This window comes from Pseudomonas danubii (assembly GCF_042980055.1).
In the GTDB taxonomy this organism is placed as follows: Bacteria; Pseudomonadota; Gammaproteobacteria; order Pseudomonadales; family Pseudomonadaceae; genus Aquipseudomonas; species Aquipseudomonas danubii.
In genome coordinates, this window is sequence record NZ_CP116502.1 from 5,856,002 (window position 1) to 5,871,820 (window position 15,819).

Below are 15,819 nucleotides of genomic sequence, written 5' to 3' on the forward strand. Positions count from 1 at the left end.
GAAGAACGCTAGCCATGCCCATTTCATCGCAACGCCGCCCATTCCTGCGGGTGCTGCTGGTCAGCCTGCTGGCCCTGGTGCTCAGCCCCCTGGTCAGCGCCGACCCGGCCAAGCGCCTGCGCATCGGTATCACCCTGCACCCTTATTACAGCTACGTGGCGAACATTGTCGGCGACAAGGCCGAGGTGGTGCCGCTGATTCCCGCCGGCTTCAACCCCCACGCCTACGAGCCCCGGGCCGAAGACATCAAGCGCATCGGCAGCCTGGACGTGATCGTGCTCAACGGCGTGGGCCACGATGACTTCGCCGACCGCATGATCGCCGCCAGCGAGCGCCCGGACATCCCGGTGATCGAAGCCAACGAGAACGTGCCGCTGCTGGCCGCCACCGGCGTCGCCGCCCGGGGCGCCGGCAAAGTGGTCAACCCGCACACCTTCCTGTCCATCAGCGCCTCCATCGCCCAGGTCAACAACATCGCCCGGGAGCTGGGCAAGATGGACCCGACCAACGCCAAGACCTACACCCAGAACGCCCGGGCCTACGGCAAGCGCCTGCGGCAGATGCGCGCCGACGCCCTGGCCAAGCTGACCCAGGCGCCCAACGCCGACCTGCGGGTGGCCACGGTACACGCGGCCTACGACTACCTGCTGCGCGAGTTCGGCCTGCAAGTCACCGCGGTGGTGGAACCGGCCCACGGCATCGAGCCCAGCCCCAGCCAGTTGAAGAAGACCATCGACCAACTGCGAGAACTGGACGTCAAGGTGATCTTCTCGGAGATGGACTTCCCCTCCACCTACGTCGAGACCATCCAGCGCGAATCCGGGGTCAAGCTCTACCCGCTGTCGCACATCTCCTACGGCGACTACAGCGCCGAGAAATACGAGAAGGAAATGAAAGGCAACCTCGACACCGTGGTCCGGGCCATCCAGGAGGCCGGGGCATGACCGCCATCGAGACCCTGCTGCGGGGCCCGGCCATCGAGTTCGACCAGGTCAGCCTGACCCTGGGCCGCACCACCATCCTCGACCGCGTGACCTTCCAGGTGCAGCCCGGCAGCGTGCACGCACTGGTGGGGCCCAACGGCGGCGGCAAGAGTTCGCTGATCAAGACCCTGCTAGGGCAGATGCCGCACCAGGGCCAACTGCGCCTGCAATGGCCCGGCGCGGCCGGCACCATCGGCTACGTGCCCCAGGCCCTGGAGTTCGACCGTGGCCTGCCGATGACCGTGGACGATTTCATGGCTGCCATGTGCCAGCGCCGCCCGGCCTTCCTTGGCCTGAGCCGGCATTACGCCCAGGCGATTGGCGAAGCTCTGGAACGGGTCGGCATGCAAGACAAGCGCAAACGGCGCATGGGCGCCCTGTCCGGGGGCGAACGCCAGCGCGTGCTGCTGGCCCAGGGCCTGATCCCGGCGCCGCAACTGCTGGTGCTGGACGAACCGATGTCGGCCCTGGACGAAGCCGGGATCCAGGTCTTCGAACGCCTGCTCCACGATTGGCGCCAGAGCGGCATCACCCTGCTGTGGATCGAGCACGACCTTGAGGCGGTGGGCCGCCTGGCGGACCGGGTCACCGGCCTCAACCGCCGAGTGCTGTTCGACGGTCCGGCGCAACAAACCCTGACTCCGGAGCGCCTGCTCAGTCTGTTCTCCACCCATCCACGAACCGCCGGGAGCGCTGCCTGATGACCTATGAAGCATTTCGCCTGATGGTCCAGGGTTGGGCCTCGGCCGGCTACCTGCCCGAAGCCCTGGCCTACGGCTTTGTGGTCAATGCGCTGCTGGCCGGCCTGCTGATCGGCCCGGTGCTCGGCGGCCTGGGCACACTTGTCGTAGTCAAGCGCTTCGCCTTCTTCTCCGAAGCCGTGGGCCATGCGGCGCTGACCGGTGTGGCCATCGGTATCCTGCTGGGCGAACCCTACACCGGCCCCTACGGCAGCCTGTTCGGCTATTGCCTGCTGTTCGGCATCCTCCTCAACTACCTGCGCAACCGCACCGGGCTGGCTCCAGACACCCTGATCGGGGTGTTCCTCTCGGTATCTCTGGCCCTGGGCGCCAGCCTGCTGCTGATCCTGGCCGGCAAGATCAACGTGCACATCCTGGAAAACGTGCTGTTCGGCTCGGTGCTCACGGTCAACGGCAACGACCTCTTGGTGCTGTTGATCGTCGGCGCCCTGGTGCTGGGCCTGAGCCTGCCGCTGTACAACCGCATCATGCTGGCCAGCTTCAACCCGCAGCTGGCGGCCGTACGCGGAGTGGCGGTGAAGACCCTGGACTACCTGTTCGTGATCCTGGTGACCCTGATCACCGTGGCCGCGGTGAAGGTCATCGGCGCGATCCTGGTGGGCGCGCTGCTGGTGATTCCGGCCGCAGCGGCCCGCCTGCTCAGTCAGTCGCTCAAGGGCTTTTTCTGGATCTCGGTAAGCATCGCCACCGTCAGCACCTTGTGCGGCATCTTGCTGCCCATCGTCTTCGACCTGCCGGTGCCTTCCGGCGCGGCCATCATCCTGGTAGCCGGCGTGGCCTTCGCCCTGGCCGCCATCGCCCGCGGCACCGTCCCCAGCCTGAAAGGGAATATCGGATAAATGCACAGTTCACTGCGTCACTTGTCATTGCCTCAACTGAGCCTGGCCCTGATCCTCGGCGGCCTGATCAGCAGCCCGGCCCTGGCCGAGCGCGACCACTTCGAACCGATGCGCGTGGTGGCCAGCCACGGCATGGGCAATACCGCGCTGCACAGCGCCGCCTCGCAGAAACCGCTGACGGTGCTGGCCTCGCTGCCGGTGACCTTCGGCCTGGGGCAGATCCTGCTGCAGGGCACCCACGTCAAGCTGGAACGGGCGGCCCCGGCCAATCTTCCCGGCTCGCGGCAGACCGCCTATTTCACCGGGCGCGGCGCTGCAGCCCTGAGCAAGCTGGCGCTGGATGCCGACGCGGTGATCGGCCTGCGCTCGATCTGGCCGGACGACCCGCTGTACCCCAATGCCCGGCGCAGCAATATTCGTATCGTCGAGATCGATGCCGCGCGCCCGGTGGATGGCGCCCTGGCCGGGGTGGCCCTGCAACCGGGCCAGAGCGACGGGCTCAATGCCCAGCCCTGGCTGTCCAGCAACAACCTGGGACGCATGGCCGACGTGCTCGCGGCCGACCTGGGACGCCTGGCCCCCGAAACCAAGCCACAGATCGAGCGCAACCTGGCGGGAATCAAACAACGCCTGCTCAAACTCAGCGCCGACAGCGAAGCGCGCCTGGCCGAGGCCGACAACCTCAGCGTGCTGAGCCTCTCCGAGCACTTTGGCTATCTGGTCAGTGGCCTGAACCTGGAACTGGTGGGAGTCGACGCCCGCGCCGACAACGAATGGACGCCCGAAGCCCTGCAGAAGCTGCAAGCCCGGCTCAAGGACAACGACGTGGCCCTGGTCCTGCACCACCGCCAGCCGTCCGAGGCACTGAAAGCCGCCATCAGCGCCGGTGGCAGCCAGTTGCTGGTCCTTGAAACCGACGGCGCCGACCCGCTCAGCGAACTGGAAGGCAACCTGCAGAAAGTCACCCAGGCCCTAACCCTGTAGCCGCTGCCGCAGGCTGCAAAGGCCTGGGCGGCACTCCGGCGCAGAGACGCGGCGCTCGACAGTAATCGCCAGGCAAGGTCCTGCGGACCTTTGCGCAGCTTCGCCATGGCTCAGCAGCGGCTACAGTCGGGGTCAGGGGACCGGGGCCGCTTACATATTTGCTCAAGATCGCGGTCATTTCCCGGTGCTAGTCTGCGCGTCGCAACAATGCCCAGACAGGAAGACCAGGCCATGAGCGAATACCTGACACTCAACAAGACCAATTGGGACGAACGCGCGCCCTTGCACGCGGCCTCGGTGGATTACGCGGTGCAGCGCTTTGTCGACGACCCGCAGTTTCTCTCCGACGTGGTGCAGTTCGACCGTCCTCTCTTGGGCGACATCCAGGACCTGCGCGGCGTGCATCTGCAATGCCATATCGGCACCGACACCCTGTCCCTGGCGCGCCTGGGCGCGCGGATGAGCGGGTTGGATTTTTCCTCGGCCTCCCTGGCTGAAGCCCGGACCCTGGCCCAACGCTGCAATACGCCTATCGACTACCACGAGTCGGACGTGTTCGCGGCCACCGACGTACTGCCCCACGGCGAATTCGATCTGGTCTACACCGGCATCGGCGCGCTGTGCTGGCTGCCGAGCATCGAGCGCTGGGCACAGACCGTCGGCGCCCTGCTCAAGCCCGGTGGCCGGCTGTTTATCCGCGAGGGGCATCCAATGCTCTGGGCCCTGGATGAAGAACAGCGCGATTCGCTGCAAGTGGCGTTTCCCTACTTCGAACGCAGCGAGCCGCTGGTCTGGGACGAGGACACCACCTACGTGGAAACCGAGAGCAGCCTCAAGGCCACGGTGACCCACGAGTGGAATCACGGCCTGGGGGAAATCATCAGCGCCTTGCTGGCCCAAGGCCTGGAAATCACCGGACTGGTGGAACACCAGAGCATTCCCTGGGAGGCCCTGCCCGGGCAAATGGTGGTGGATGAACGCGGCGAATGGCGACTCAAGGAAGCGCCATGGCGCCTGCCGCTGAGCTACACCCTGCAGGCCGTCAAGCGCACGGCCTGATCGCCCGGCATGAAAAACCGCCAAGCTCAAGACGCCAGCGCCTTTGTAGCCGCTGCCGCAGGCTGCGAACAGCTGCGCAGGAGGCGCTGCTCTTGAGATCACAGAAGGTCCTGCGGCCCTTTGCGCAGCTTCGCCGTGGCTCAGCAGCGGCTACACAACAATCTCGATCCGGTTTTTTGTAGCCGCTGCCGCAGGCTGCGAACGGCTCCGTAGGAGACGCTGCTCTTGAGATCGCAAAAGGGCCTGCGGCCCTTTGCGCAGCTTCGCCGTGGCTCAGCAGCGGCTACAGCAACAATCTCGATCCGGTTTTTTGTAGCCGCTGCCGCAGGCTGCGAACGGCTCCGCAGGAGGCGCTGCTCTTGAGAACGCTGAAGGGCCTGCGGCCCTTTGCGCAGCCTCGCAGGCTCGGCAGCGGCTACAGATCAGCCGGCCACGGCCTGCTGGTCCATCTTCTGGCGCAGGCTCAGGGGCCGCATGTCGGTCCAGACTTCTTCGATGTAGGCCAGGCACTCTTTCTTGAAGCCGCTCTTGCCCACAGTGCGCCAGCCCTGGGGCACGGCCTTGTAGTCGGGCCAGATCGAGTATTGCTCTTCGTGGTTGACCACCACCTGGAACAGGATGTCCTCACGGTCGAATACTGAAGTCATTGCTTGTCTCCGTCGTTAATAAGGTGTGCCGCGCCCCAGGCGTGGCAGTTGTGTAGAAGGAACGAACCAGGGCCGCGAAAAATTAGAGGCTGGCCACCGCGGCGGCCACTGCCTTGCTGAAGATGTCCGCCACCTGATCGATCTGCGCCGCGCTGATGATCAGCGGCGGCAGGAAGCGCACCACGCTGCCATGGCGCCCGCCCAGTTCGAGGATCAGGCCGCGCTTGAGGCATTCACGCTGCACCAGCGGCGCCAGGCGCAAATGTTGCGGCGGATGGCCCTGGGCATCCGGGGCGCCGGCAGGGTCCACCAGCTCGACGCCAAGCATCAGACCACGGCCACGGACATCCCCCAGTTGCGGGAAGTCCCGCTGCAGGATCAGCAGGTGCTCGCGCAAGCGCTCGCCCATCGCCGCCGCGTGCTCGGGCAGACGGTGCTGCTTGAGGTAGCGCATCACCGCGGAACCGGTGGCCATGGCCATTTGATTGCCACGGAAGGTCCCGGCGTGTGCCCCCGGCTGCCAGGTGTCGAGCCAGTCGCGATAGACCATCACCGCCAGCGGCAGGCTGCCGCCGATGGCCTTGGACATCACCACCACATCGGGAATGATCCCGGCGTGCTCGAAGGCGAACATCTTGCCGGTGCGACCGAAGCCGCTCTGGATTTCATCGACGATCAGCGCCACCCCGGCCTGCTCGGTGATGCGCCGCAACCCTCGCAGCCAGTCCAGGTCCGCCGGAATCACCCCGCCCTCGCCCTGCACCGCCTCGACGATGACCGCCGCCGGCAGGGCCACGCCCGCTTCAGGATCGCTCAGCAGGTTTTCCAGGTAATGCAGGTTGACCTTGACCCCCTCGGCGCCCCCCAGCCCGAACGGGCAGCGGTAGTCATAGGGAAAGGGCAGGAACTGCACACCATTGTTCAAGAGTCCCGCCAACGCACGCTTGGGCCCCAGGCTGCCCATCAGGCTCAGCGCGCCCTGGCTCATGCCGTGGTAACCGCCCTGGAACGACAGCACGGTGCTGCGTCCAGTGGCGGTGCGCACCAGCTTCAGCGCGGCTTCCACGGCATCAGTGCCGGTGGGGCCGCAGAACTGGATCTTGGCTTCGGCGGCCAGGGCCTCGGGCAACAGGCCGAACAGGTCCTGGACGAACTGATCCTTGACCGGGGTGGTCAGGTCCAGGGTCAACAGCGGCAGTTCATCGGCCAGCACCTGCTGGATCGCGGCGATCACCACCGGGTGGTTGTGGCCCAGGGCCAGGGTCCCGGCCCCGGCCAGGCAATCGATGAAACGCCGGCCTTCGACATCCTCGACATGAATGCCACTGGCCCGTTTCAGGGCCAGGGGAATGCGCCGCGGATAGCTGCGGGCATTGGATTCCTGACGGCTCTGACGGGCCAGCAGGGGCGACTCCTCGAACTGGTAAAGCGCCTCGGCCGGGGCGGGAGCAAGGCCCACCGGCTGATCGTCCATAAGGCTGGTAACGGCTGACATGTCTCGAACCCTCGCGCTGCAATTTGAGCAAAACGACCACCGGCCGGATGCGCAGCCCAAGCGCGGGTGCGCACTGACAGGTTTTCCTGTTCTAAAAACGCATCAGCGCGGTCGGGATTTACACCCCAGGACGAGGAAATTGCACATACCGCCCCGTAGGAGCCAGCTTGCTGGCGAAGGCGATCTCAGGGGCCTCTTCTCTGGCAAGCCAGCTTCTGCGGCGGGCAGGGGGGAACGTACAAGGCACTGTAGGAGCCAGCTTGCTGGCGAAGCCGGCCTCAAGGGCCTCTTCGCTGGCAAGCCAGCGCCTACAGGGGACGGTGATGGGTCAGGCGCGGTGGGCAGGCAGGGTCAGCTCGACCCGCAGGCCATCAGGAAGGCTGTCGAAGTGCAGCTCGCAAGCGCAACGCTGGACAATGGCCTGGACAATCGCCAGGCCCAGGCCGCACCCGGTGCTCTGGCTGTTGCGCCAGAAACGCTGGGTCAGGTGTTGCAGGTCTTCCTGGGCAATCCCCGGGCCATGATCACGCACCTGGAAACGCAGGCGACCGGCCACCAGCTCCAGGTTCAACTCCACCGGGCAGTCTTGCGGGGTGTGCCGCAGGGCGTTGTCCAGCAGGTTGCGCAAGGCGGCAATCGCCAGGGTCGAGGGCATGGCCACCGGGGCCTCGGCGGTGTGCTCTCCCAGGTGCACCTTGACCCGCTGCCGGGCGCCCACGGCGGCATCCTGGATTGCCAGGCGAACCACTTGCTCGGCATTGCAGTGCACGCCGTCATCGAACGACAGGCTGCCCTCGACCCGAGCCAGCAACAGCAGTTGCTCCAGGGTCCGGTGCAGGCGGTCGGCGCCCTCCTCCGCCCGGGCCAGGGATTGATCCCGGGCCGCGCCGTCGGTCATGCGCGCCACCTGCAGGTGAGTCTTGATCGCGGTCAGCGGGCTGCGCAGTTCATGGGCGGCGTCGCCAGTCAGGCGGCGTTCGCGCTCGATGGTCTTGGCGATGCGCTGGAACAGCTGGTTCTGGGTGTCCACCAGCGGCCGCAATTCGCTGGGCATGGGCCGGATCTGCAACGGTTCCAAGGAATCGGCGCTGCGGCGCATCAGCGCGTCGCGAATCCGGTTCAGCGGCGCCAGGCTCTGGCCGATGCCCAGCCACAACAGCCACAGACAGCCCAGCAAGGCCACCCCCACCGGCACCGAAGCGGCCAGCAGCACCGACATGTTCAGCGCCTCGCGTTCCACCTGGCGGTCGGCGGTGGTGATGCGCAGATCACCGCGCACCAGGGTGAAGGTGCGCCAGGGCGCGCCGTCGATCATCTGGTCGTGAAAGCCCAGTTTCTCGGCTTCCAGGGTGTGTTCCGGGGTGCTGTGGCTGCGGGCCAGGACTTGCCCGCGCAGGGAGCTGACCTGACAGGCCATGCCCCCGGGAATGGTCAAAGCCGCGCTGGCAATCGGATGGGCATGGGTATCGGAGGGCAGCGCCGGCATCTGTTCCAGCAGACCGGCCACCATGCGCGCCGAAGCCACCAGCCGCTGATCCAGGGAAAACATCATCTGATTGCGCAGATCGCTGAGCATCCAGGCCGCGGCCAGGGTCCAGATCAGAATGAAGGCGGCGCCCAGGGTCACGCTCAGGCGCAGGCGCAGGCTCCTCACTTAGGACTGCTCCTGGCCATCGGCCGGCCCCAGGCGATAACCCAGGCCGCGCACCGTCTCGACGATGCCGTTGCCCAGTTTGCGCCGCAGGTGGTGGATGTGCACGTTGAGGGCGTTGCTTTCCAGTTCGTCGTTGAACCCGTAGACGCTGTCCTTGAGCTGTTCGCTGGACAGCACCCGGCCGCGGTTGTGCAGCAGGGCCTGAAGCAGCGCCTGCTCGCGCCGGGACAGATCCACCGGCTCGCCGCCCAGGCGGGTTTCCCGGGTGCTGGGGTCGTAGGTCAGGCGTCCGTGCTCGATCAGGTTGACGCTGCGCCCCGCCACCCGGCGCAACAGGGTATGCAGACGCGCCGCCAACTCCCGCAGGTCGAACGGCTTGAGCAAATAATCGTCGGCCCCGGCCTGCAGGCCGTCGACCCGATCGGTCACCGAATCGCGGGCGGTGAGGATCAGCACCGGAATCTCCAGGCCCTGCTGGCGCTGTTGCTTGAGCAACTTCAAACCATCTTCATCCGGCAGGCCCAAGTCCAGTACCATCACGTCGAAATCGGCCACGCCGAGCATGGCCCGCGCCGCCGAAGCGGAGGCCACATGCTCGACCGTCAGGCCCTGGGCCGTGAGGCCGGCGACTATTCCGCTGGCAATCAGCTCATCATCTTCACAGACAAGTACGTGCATGGTCGGTCCTGTAACAAAGGCGTTGATTAGACAGGCGGCGGATTAAGCGGACATTATGCCCGCCACCGCCGTGCAACAACCCAAGTATGGTTAATCATCGGTTAATCAGGACCCGCCATTGTGCATCCCACTTGCACCGGTTTAAGGCTTGACCATGCGTCGATTGCTCATTTTGCTGTTTATGCTGTTCACCACCCTGGCAGAAGCCAGCAACAATCCGTTCGAGGTCAAGCCCGACTTCCTGCCGGTGGACAAGGCTTTCACCTTCACCTCCGAGCGCCTGCCTTCCGGAGAAACCCAGCTGTTCTGGCAGATTGCCGACGGCTACTACCTGTACCAGAAACGCCTGAAGTTCGATGGCCTGGCCCAGGAGCATCAGCCGACGCTGCCGGACGGCGAACACCACAGCGACGAATTCTTCGGCGAGCAGACCGTGTATCGCCAAGGCCTGGAAGTGAAGCTGCCGCCCGCCGCCAGCGGCAAGGTCAAGCTGGGCTGGCAGGGCTGCGCCGACGCCGGCCTGTGCTACCCGCCGCAAACCCTGGAACTCGACCTGGGTGGTGCGCCCGCCGCCGCCAGCAGCCCGGTCGCCGCCGGCCCTGGCACGGCCCAGGACCAACTGCTGGCCAACGATCTGCAACAAAAATCCTGGGGCCTGGGCCTGCTGGCCTTCTTCGGTTTCGGCCTGCTGCTGGCCTTCGCCCCTTGCTCACTGCCGATGCTGCCGATCCTCGCGGGGATCGTTGTCGGCAGCGGCGCCAGCCCGCGCCGGGGCTTGGCCCTGGCCTCCAGCTACGTGCTGTGCATGGCCCTGGTGTATGCCGGCATGGGGGTGATCGCCGCCCTGCTGGGCAGCAACCTGCAGGCCTGGTTGCAACAGCCCTGGGTGCTGGGCAGCTTTGCCGCGCTGTTCGTGCTGCTGGCGCTGCCGATGTTCGGCTTCTTTGAATTGCAAATGCCCGCGTTTCTGCGCGACCGCCTGGAAGGCGCCAGCCGCCAGCGCCAGGGCGGCAGCCTGATCGGCTGTGGCGCTCTCGGCGCCCTGTCGGCGCTGTTGGTAGGTCCGTGCATGACCGCGCCCCTGGCCGGTGGCCTGCTGTACATCGCCCAAACCGGCAACGCCCTGTTTGGCGGCCTGGCGCTATTCGCCCTGGGCCTGGGCATTGGCCTGCCACTGCTGTTGCTGGTGACCGTGGGCAACCGCTTCCTGCCCAAGCCGGGGCCGTGGATGAACCTGCTCAAGGGCGTGTTCGGCTTCCTGTTCCTGGGCACCGCTATCTATATGTTGCGCCCGGTGCTCGACACCAGCCTGTGGATCGGTCTGTGGGGCGCCCTGGCCCTGGTACTGGCCTATTGCGCCTGGCAGCAACGCGCCATCGCCGGGCGCCTGCTGCACCTGTTTGGCGCCGCAGCCGTGCTGTTTGGCCTGTGGGGCAGCGTGCTGCTGGTGGGCGCCGCTGGTGGCAGCGATGACCTGTGGCGACCGCTGAAGGTCTACAGCGGTGGCAGCGTGGCCAGCAGCGCCACGGCCCACGATGCCTTCACCACCGTCAAGTCGCCTGCGGAACTGCAACGTGCCCTGGACAGCGCCCAGGCCCAGGGCCAATGGGTGCTGCTGGACTACTACGCCGACTGGTGCGTGTCCTGCAAGATCATGGAGAAAACCGTGTTCGGCCAGCCCCAAGTCCTCGACGCCCTGAAGGACGTGCGCCTGCTGCGCCTGGACGTCACCCATGACAACGCCGACGGCCGCGAACTGCTCAGCCGCTACAAAGTGCCCGGCCCACCCAGCTTCCTGTGGATCGGCCCGGACGGCAGCGAACGCCGCAGCCAGCGCATCACCGGTGAAGTCGATGCCACGGCCTTCCTGCAACGCTGGACTCAGACCCGGGAAGCCCGTTGATGCTGACCTTTACCATCGGCACCTTCGCCATCGCCCTCAACCACCTGCTGCTGATCAGTGCCCTGGCCCTGGCCACCCTGGTGGGCTGGCGGGTGGCCAAGCGCGGCGGCGACAACCCGGAATCGGTGCTGTTCATGCTGTTCCTGCTGGGCATGCTCGCGGCGCGGATCTGCTTTGTCATCGCTTACTGGAAGCACTACCAGCACAACCTGTGGCTGATCATCGACCTGCGCGACGGCGGCTTCCTGGCCTGGCCGGGGGTCATCATCATGCTTCTGGCAGCCCTGGCCTGGGGCTGGAAACGCCCACCGCTGCGCCGCCCACTGGGCGCCGGTATCGCCAGCGGCCTGGCCTTCTGGCTGCTGGCCAGCCTGTCCCTGACGCTCTACGACCAGGGCACCCGCCTGCCGGAAATGCCCCTGCGCAATGCCACCGGCGACACCGTGCAGCTCACCGACTACCAGGGTGGGCCACTGGTGATCAACCTCTGGGCCACCTGGTGCCCGCCGTGCCGGCGAGAAATGCCGGTCCTGGAGCGCGCCCAGCAGCAACGTCCGGACCTGACCTTCCTGTTCGTCAACCAGGGCGAAAGCATGCAAAGCGTGGCCACCTTCCTCGCCACCCAGGAACTGAACCTGAACAACGTGCTGTTCGACAGCGGCGGCCGCCTGGGCCAGGCCGTGGGCTCCATGGCCCTGCCCACTACACTGTTCTACAGCGCCGACGGCCGTCTGCTGAGCAGTCACCTGGGTGAACTCTCGGAAGCCAGCCTGGCCCGTGCCCTGGAAAACTTCGACGACGCCCATCCGACCCCGGTCGCCCCTGCAAGGAAACTGCCATGCCCTTCATCCGCCACCTGCTGAGCCTGTCCTTGGGCGCAGCCCTGCTCAGCGCGCCGCTGCTGCACGCCGAAGAACTGCCCGCACCGATCCGCAAGATCGAAGAAAAAGGCGCCAAGATCCTCGGCAGCTTCGATGCCCCGGATGGCCTCAAGGGCTACGCCGCGCAGTACCAGAACCGAGGCATGGCCCTGTACCTGACCCCGGACGGCAAGCACGTGCTGCTCGGCAACCTGTACGACGCCGACGGCAAGGACCTCAGCGCCGAGCCGCTGCAGAAACTGGTCTACGCACCGATGGCCAAGGAAGTCTGGAACAACCTGGACAAGAGCAACTGGATCGCCGACGGCAAGGCCGATGCGCCGCGCATCGTCTACCTGTTCAGCGACCCCAACTGCCCCTACTGCAACATGTTCTGGCAACAGGCGCGGCCCTGGGTGAACGCCGGCAAGGTGCAACTGCGGCACATCATGGTGGGCATCATCCGCGAAGACAGCCCGGGCAAATCCGCCGCCCTGCTGGCCGCCAAGGACCCGCAACAGGCCCTGCAGGACCACGAGAAAGCCGGCAAGGCCAGCGTCCTGAAACCCCTGGCGAGCATTCCAGCGGCAGTGCAGGCCAAGCTCGACGCCAACATGAAACTGATGGAAGAACTGGAGCTGTCGGCGACCCCGGCGATCTTCTACCTCGACGACAAGGGCGAACTGCAACAACAGCAAGGCGCCCCGGCCCCGGGCAAGCTGACGCAGATTCTCGGCCCGAAATAACCCCGCCCCCGTAGGAGCCGGCTTGCCGGCGAAAGCGTCTGTCAGGCTGGCGCCCGGCTTGCGGGCCTCTTCGCTGGCAAGCCAGCTCCTACAACGCGTATCCCCACCCGTAGAAGCCAGCTTGCCGGCGAAAGCGTCCGTCAGACTGGCGTCCGGCTTGCGGGTCTCTTCGCTGGCAAGCCAGCTCCTGCAACGGAAGAATCGGGCTTCAACCGTGGCGCTGTAAAAACGCCAGCAAGGCCCGGGTCACGAACTCCGGGTTCTCACGGCTGGAGATATGCCCGGCCTCGGGCACCAGCTGATAAGGGCAGCCAATGCGCTCGGCCATCTCGACGGTTTCCGCCGGCGGCCGCGGCTGGTCCTGATCACCACACAGCAGCAAGGTATTGCGCCCATCCAGGCGTTCCAGCTGATCCAGCACATCCGCCCGGCTGAAGGTAATGCGCCCCATGGGGATCACGCTCTGGCGCAGGCGCTCGGCCGGCAGCGCCGCGAGGCTGGCGCGAAAGTCCTGGAACAGCGCCGACTGCCGGTCGATGCCCGGACGGAAGAAGATCGGCACCACGATGTCCAGCAGCGGCTCGGCGATCAGGCCGCTGTCCTCGATCTGCTGGAACAGCGAGAAATAGTACTGCCGGGTCGGCTCAGGCTCGGCGCCCAGGTAAGTGTCCATCAGCACCAGACCGTCGATGCGCTGCGGCGCCGCCAGGGCCATACGGGCGCCCCACATGCCGCCCACCGACAAGCCCACCAACGTCACCCGCTCAATCTGCAAATGGTCGAGCAAGGCCAGCATCTGCCGCGCCACATCGTCCAGCGACGCGGTGCCTTGCGGCAACGGCCCGGACTGGCCATGGCCCCACAGGTCCACGGCAATCACCCGGTACCGCGCCGACAACGCCTCGATCTGCGGCGCCCACATGCCGGTGTCCCACAAATAACTGCCGGCCAGGAACACCACCGGCCCCTGGCCCTGGTCAAGGTAGTGCAACGGTTGTCCATCGATGGTCGCGAAAGGCATTGGCTAGCTCCTGCAGGAAATGACGAAAAAGGTCCGACAGACTGTGCCGTGAAAAAAGCTCAGTCAATCGGACCGGGGCGACAAAAACGTATCAGGAAATGCCCGGATTCAAGGCCCGCGCTGGCCGTCGAGCAAGGCTTCGACCACCGCCCGCGCCATCTCCACCGAATGCACCATGGACCAGATCAGCCCGCGCTCCAGGCCGCTGCCCTGCTGGGTGATTTCATCGCAGACCTCTTCGGCGCATTTGAGCAGCAGCGCCACATGCACCAAGGCCTCTTCGGCGCTGACGCCTTCGCGCACGCTGAACAGCGAGTCGGGGGAAACGGGGTTGGCTTGGGTCGTGAGCTGGAACAGCGCGGGGTCCAGCGGTTGCCGGGCCAGGGCCACGCGTAGGGTGGCGTTGGCTTCCTTGAGGGCGGGATCGCGATAGGACGTGGGGGGATCGGGGACGAGCTTTTTCATGGTCAAACTCCTGGTAATGACAAGGAGCTGACACCGTTCGCTTGCACACGAATAAGGTGGCAGCCGTACGCGGGTGTGCAAGACCGAGTTACCAGAACCCCGGCAGATCCGAAGATCTCCCGCGCACGGCCGCCATAACACGGCGAACATGAAATCGCTCAGGCATGACTGAGCGCTTATGCGTCTGGTAACAGTCGGACTTGCACATCCGAGCCATCGATTGGGCGATGGCTCCGGAACCCTAGCCCGCCCACCAGGCGCATTCAAGCGGCCCGCAGTTTCTCGGATTTGCCTTACAAAAGAAAGCGACTAAACGCCATTCCAGCGACCTTCCAGCCCGTTTCCGAAATCACCTTGCCCCGATCGGCATTGGCCTGTGGACCTATGGCCCTGCGGACCTGTAGCCGCTGCTGAGCCTTGGCGAAGCTGCGAAAAGGTCCGCAGGACCTTGCTTGACGATCTCCCGTCAAAGACCGCTGGCGGCCTTGAAATCGCCGCGTCTGCTGCGCAGCCGTTCGCAGCCTGCGGCAGCGGCTACAAAAAACCGATTGGCATCAGCCGCAAGCATGACTCAGCGGTATTCTTCCGGCGCCTCGCGTTCGAGAATTTCCTCCAGATCACTCAGGCCTCCGCGCTCCTTGAGAATGCCGCTGACCTGGTCGATCCACGTCTGCTCCGAGGCAATCCCCGCCCAGGACTGGCTGCCGAAGCCGTGATACGGCCGGTCGTCGAAGGTGCTGATCAGCAACTGGTTGAAGCGCCCGGTGTCCAGTTTTTTGCGCTGGATTTGCACTTGCAGCGCCCCCAGCACCTTCTGCTGCTCTTGCGGGTTGGGGCGATAGCGGTAGAGCCGCGGCGAGCTGAGCACCAGAAACTCCGGCGGCAGGTTTTCATCGATGGCCGCCTGCAGGCGGTAATGGCCATCGAGAATCAGATAGCAGCTCAGACCGGTGACGTACCACAGCAGGATCGGCGGCAAGCTGCCTTCGCGGGCTTTTTTGCGCCACCACTTCAAGCGCCCGGAATGCGGGTCCACGGCATGCAGGCCGACTACTGCGCCACCGTACTCCCCCAACCCGACCCAGCGCGCCGTACCGGCCTGTTGGTTGTCGAGGATGTTGCGGCCATAGATCGCCCACTGCGGCATATGGCTCAGGGCATCTTCACCGCCCTTGAAGTACCAGGCTTCGGTGCCACTGAGCAGCGGCCGCAGCGGCTTCTGCGATGCCGGGCGCAGGGCCCGCACCAGCCAGTAGCCGGGGTAGAAGAAGTCCGGCTGGTGCTGCATCAGTTGCTCGACGAAGAAGCGGCTCCAAGCCTTGAGGCGCAGCGCCGGGTCGAGGCGCGCCTGTTGTTCCACCTGAGGTGAGTCGATGGGGCCCACCAGGGTTTGCGGCAGTTGCTCCGGCAGGTGATTGCGCACCAGCCATACGCCATACAGGCAGCGGGACATGGTGCCCCAGAGCAGGGTCTGGTCGCCCAGCACCAACTGCATACGGCAGTTGTTGCCACTGAGCAGGCACAGGTTGGGTTTGCCGTTGGCCGGGCGTTTGACGTCCACGCCGAGGCCGTTCCAGTGGCCGGCCAAATCCTCGATGTCACGCCAGAAAATCTGTTCCACGATTGTCCCTAATCCTTGATCAATGACCGGCCCAGCGGCAGGCGGGCGCGACTATAGCAGAGGGCTGGAGGGCGCATTCGCCTGTAGGAGCTGGCTTGCCAGC

15 protein-coding genes are annotated in these 15,819 nt (G+C 65.6%); 8 read left to right on the forward strand and 7 right to left on the reverse strand.

Translation table 11 applies throughout. The features are described from left to right. The first annotated feature begins 14 nt into the window (after positions 1–14). From PFZ56_RS26215 to PFZ56_RS26235, 5 genes are all read left to right on the forward strand, one after another. The gene (locus tag PFZ56_RS26215; RefSeq protein ID WP_102880387.1) at positions 15–944 is read left to right on the forward strand and encodes a metal ABC transporter substrate-binding protein; all 930 of its coding nucleotides are present in this window, start codon (positions 15–17) and stop codon (positions 942–944) included. Then, positions 941–1,684: a metal ABC transporter ATP-binding protein gene (locus PFZ56_RS26220; protein WP_170002709.1), complete on the forward strand. Its 744-nt coding sequence runs from the start codon at positions 941–943 to the stop codon at positions 1,682–1,684. Before PFZ56_RS26215 ends, PFZ56_RS26220 begins: the two co-directional genes overlap by 4 nt. Next, on the forward strand, positions 1,684–2,583 hold the full coding sequence (locus tag PFZ56_RS26225) for a metal ABC transporter permease (protein WP_011062450.1): 900 nt from the start codon (positions 1,684–1,686) through the stop codon (positions 2,581–2,583). The genes PFZ56_RS26220 and PFZ56_RS26225 overlap by 1 nt, the downstream gene beginning before the upstream one ends. Further along, positions 2,584–3,567: a metal ABC transporter solute-binding protein, Zn/Mn family gene (locus PFZ56_RS26230; protein WP_170002711.1), complete on the forward strand. Its 984-nt coding sequence runs from the start codon at positions 2,584–2,586 to the stop codon at positions 3,565–3,567. A 231-nt stretch (positions 3,568–3,798) separates the two neighbouring features. Further along, the gene (locus PFZ56_RS26235; protein ID WP_170002713.1) at positions 3,799–4,626 is read left to right on the forward strand and encodes a bifunctional 2-polyprenyl-6-hydroxyphenol methylase/3-demethylubiquinol 3-O-methyltransferase UbiG; all 828 of its coding nucleotides are present in this window, start codon (positions 3,799–3,801) and stop codon (positions 4,624–4,626) included. A 422-nt stretch (positions 4,627–5,048) separates the two neighbouring features. On the opposite strand, the gene PFZ56_RS26240 is transcribed toward PFZ56_RS26235, so the two are convergent. From PFZ56_RS26240 to PFZ56_RS26255, 4 genes are all read right to left on the reverse strand, one after another. Continuing rightward, entirely contained in the window at positions 5,049–5,273 is a 225-nt protein-coding gene (locus PFZ56_RS26240; protein WP_016965112.1) for an MbtH family protein, read from the reverse strand. A gap of 82 nt (positions 5,274–5,355) precedes the next feature. Next, the gene (locus tag PFZ56_RS26245; protein ID WP_102880391.1) at positions 5,356–6,768 is read right to left on the reverse strand and encodes an aspartate aminotransferase family protein; all 1,413 of its coding nucleotides are present in this window, start codon (positions 6,766–6,768) and stop codon (positions 5,356–5,358) included. 328 nt (positions 6,769–7,096) lie between these two features. Further along, complete coding sequence (locus tag PFZ56_RS26250; RefSeq protein ID WP_102880392.1) at positions 7,097–8,422, reverse strand: ATP-binding protein; 1,326 nt, start codon at positions 8,420–8,422, stop codon at positions 7,097–7,099. Beyond that, positions 8,423–9,100, reverse strand: a complete 678-nt coding sequence (locus PFZ56_RS26255) for a response regulator (protein WP_102880393.1) — start codon at positions 9,098–9,100, stop codon at positions 8,423–8,425. 154 nt (positions 9,101–9,254) lie between these two features. Here PFZ56_RS26255 and dsbD point away from each other — a divergent pair, with 154 nt between their 5' ends. The 3 genes from dsbD to dsbG are packed head-to-tail and all read left to right on the forward strand — an operon-like array spanning position 9,255 to position 12,609. Beyond that, positions 9,255–11,003, forward strand: coding sequence for a protein-disulfide reductase DsbD (dsbD, locus tag PFZ56_RS26260; protein ID WP_123394231.1), 1,749 nt, complete (start codon positions 9,255–9,257; stop codon positions 11,001–11,003). Beyond that, positions 11,003–11,866: a TlpA disulfide reductase family protein gene (locus PFZ56_RS26265; protein ID WP_102880395.1), complete on the forward strand. Its 864-nt coding sequence runs from the start codon at positions 11,003–11,005 to the stop codon at positions 11,864–11,866. Before dsbD ends, PFZ56_RS26265 begins: the two co-directional genes overlap by 1 nt. After that, on the forward strand, positions 11,842–12,609 hold the full coding sequence (gene dsbG / locus PFZ56_RS26270) for a thiol:disulfide interchange protein DsbG (protein ID WP_102880396.1): 768 nt from the start codon (positions 11,842–11,844) through the stop codon (positions 12,607–12,609). Before PFZ56_RS26265 ends, dsbG begins: the two co-directional genes overlap by 25 nt. 208 nt (positions 12,610–12,817) lie before the next feature. On the opposite strand, the gene PFZ56_RS26275 is transcribed toward dsbG, so the two are convergent. From PFZ56_RS26275 to PFZ56_RS26285, 3 genes are all read right to left on the reverse strand, one after another. Continuing rightward, positions 12,818–13,630, reverse strand: coding sequence for an alpha/beta fold hydrolase (locus tag PFZ56_RS26275; protein WP_110597214.1), 813 nt, complete (start codon positions 13,628–13,630; stop codon positions 12,818–12,820). A gap of 108 nt (positions 13,631–13,738) precedes the next feature. Continuing rightward, complete coding sequence (locus tag PFZ56_RS26280) at positions 13,739–14,095, reverse strand: DUF6124 family protein (RefSeq protein WP_110653154.1); 357 nt, start codon at positions 14,093–14,095, stop codon at positions 13,739–13,741. A gap of 571 nt (positions 14,096–14,666) precedes the next feature. Continuing rightward, the gene (locus tag PFZ56_RS26285) at positions 14,667–15,716 is read right to left on the reverse strand and encodes a hypothetical protein (protein ID WP_170002715.1); all 1,050 of its coding nucleotides are present in this window, start codon (positions 15,714–15,716) and stop codon (positions 14,667–14,669) included. Between the last annotated feature and the right edge of the window lie 103 nt (positions 15,717–15,819).

Excerpts from the sequence above, each read along its gene's own strand:
- PFZ56_RS26215 (WP_102880387.1), top strand. The coding sequence starts at position 15 with ATGCCCATTTCATCGCAACGCCGCCCATTCCTGCGGGTGCTGCTGGTC.
- PFZ56_RS26220 (WP_170002709.1), top strand. The coding sequence starts at position 941 with ATGACCGCCATCGAGACCCTGCTGCGGGGCCCGGCCATCGAGTTCGAC.
- PFZ56_RS26225 (WP_011062450.1), top strand. The coding sequence starts at position 1,684 with ATGACCTATGAAGCATTTCGCCTGATGGTCCAGGGTTGGGCCTCGGCC.
- PFZ56_RS26230 (WP_170002711.1), top strand. The coding sequence starts at position 2,584 with ATGCACAGTTCACTGCGTCACTTGTCATTGCCTCAACTGAGCCTGGCC.
- PFZ56_RS26235 (WP_170002713.1), top strand. The coding sequence starts at position 3,799 with ATGAGCGAATACCTGACACTCAACAAGACCAATTGGGACGAACGCGCG.
- PFZ56_RS26240 (WP_016965112.1), bottom strand. The coding sequence starts at position 5,273 with ATGACTTCAGTATTCGACCGTGAGGACATCCTGTTCCAGGTGGTGGTC.
- PFZ56_RS26245 (WP_102880391.1), bottom strand. The coding sequence starts at position 6,768 with ATGTCAGCCGTTACCAGCCTTATGGACGATCAGCCGGTGGGCCTTGCT.
- PFZ56_RS26255 (WP_102880393.1), bottom strand. The coding sequence starts at position 9,100 with ATGCACGTACTTGTCTGTGAAGATGATGAGCTGATTGCCAGCGGAATA.
- dsbD (WP_123394231.1), top strand. The coding sequence starts at position 9,255 with ATGCGTCGATTGCTCATTTTGCTGTTTATGCTGTTCACCACCCTGGCA.
- PFZ56_RS26265 (WP_102880395.1), top strand. The coding sequence starts at position 11,003 with ATGCTGACCTTTACCATCGGCACCTTCGCCATCGCCCTCAACCACCTG.
- dsbG (WP_102880396.1), top strand. The coding sequence starts at position 11,842 with ATGCCCTTCATCCGCCACCTGCTGAGCCTGTCCTTGGGCGCAGCCCTG.
- PFZ56_RS26275 (WP_110597214.1), bottom strand. The coding sequence starts at position 13,630 with ATGCCTTTCGCGACCATCGATGGACAACCGTTGCACTACCTTGACCAG.
- PFZ56_RS26280 (WP_110653154.1), bottom strand. The coding sequence starts at position 14,095 with ATGAAAAAGCTCGTCCCCGATCCCCCCACGTCCTATCGCGATCCCGCC.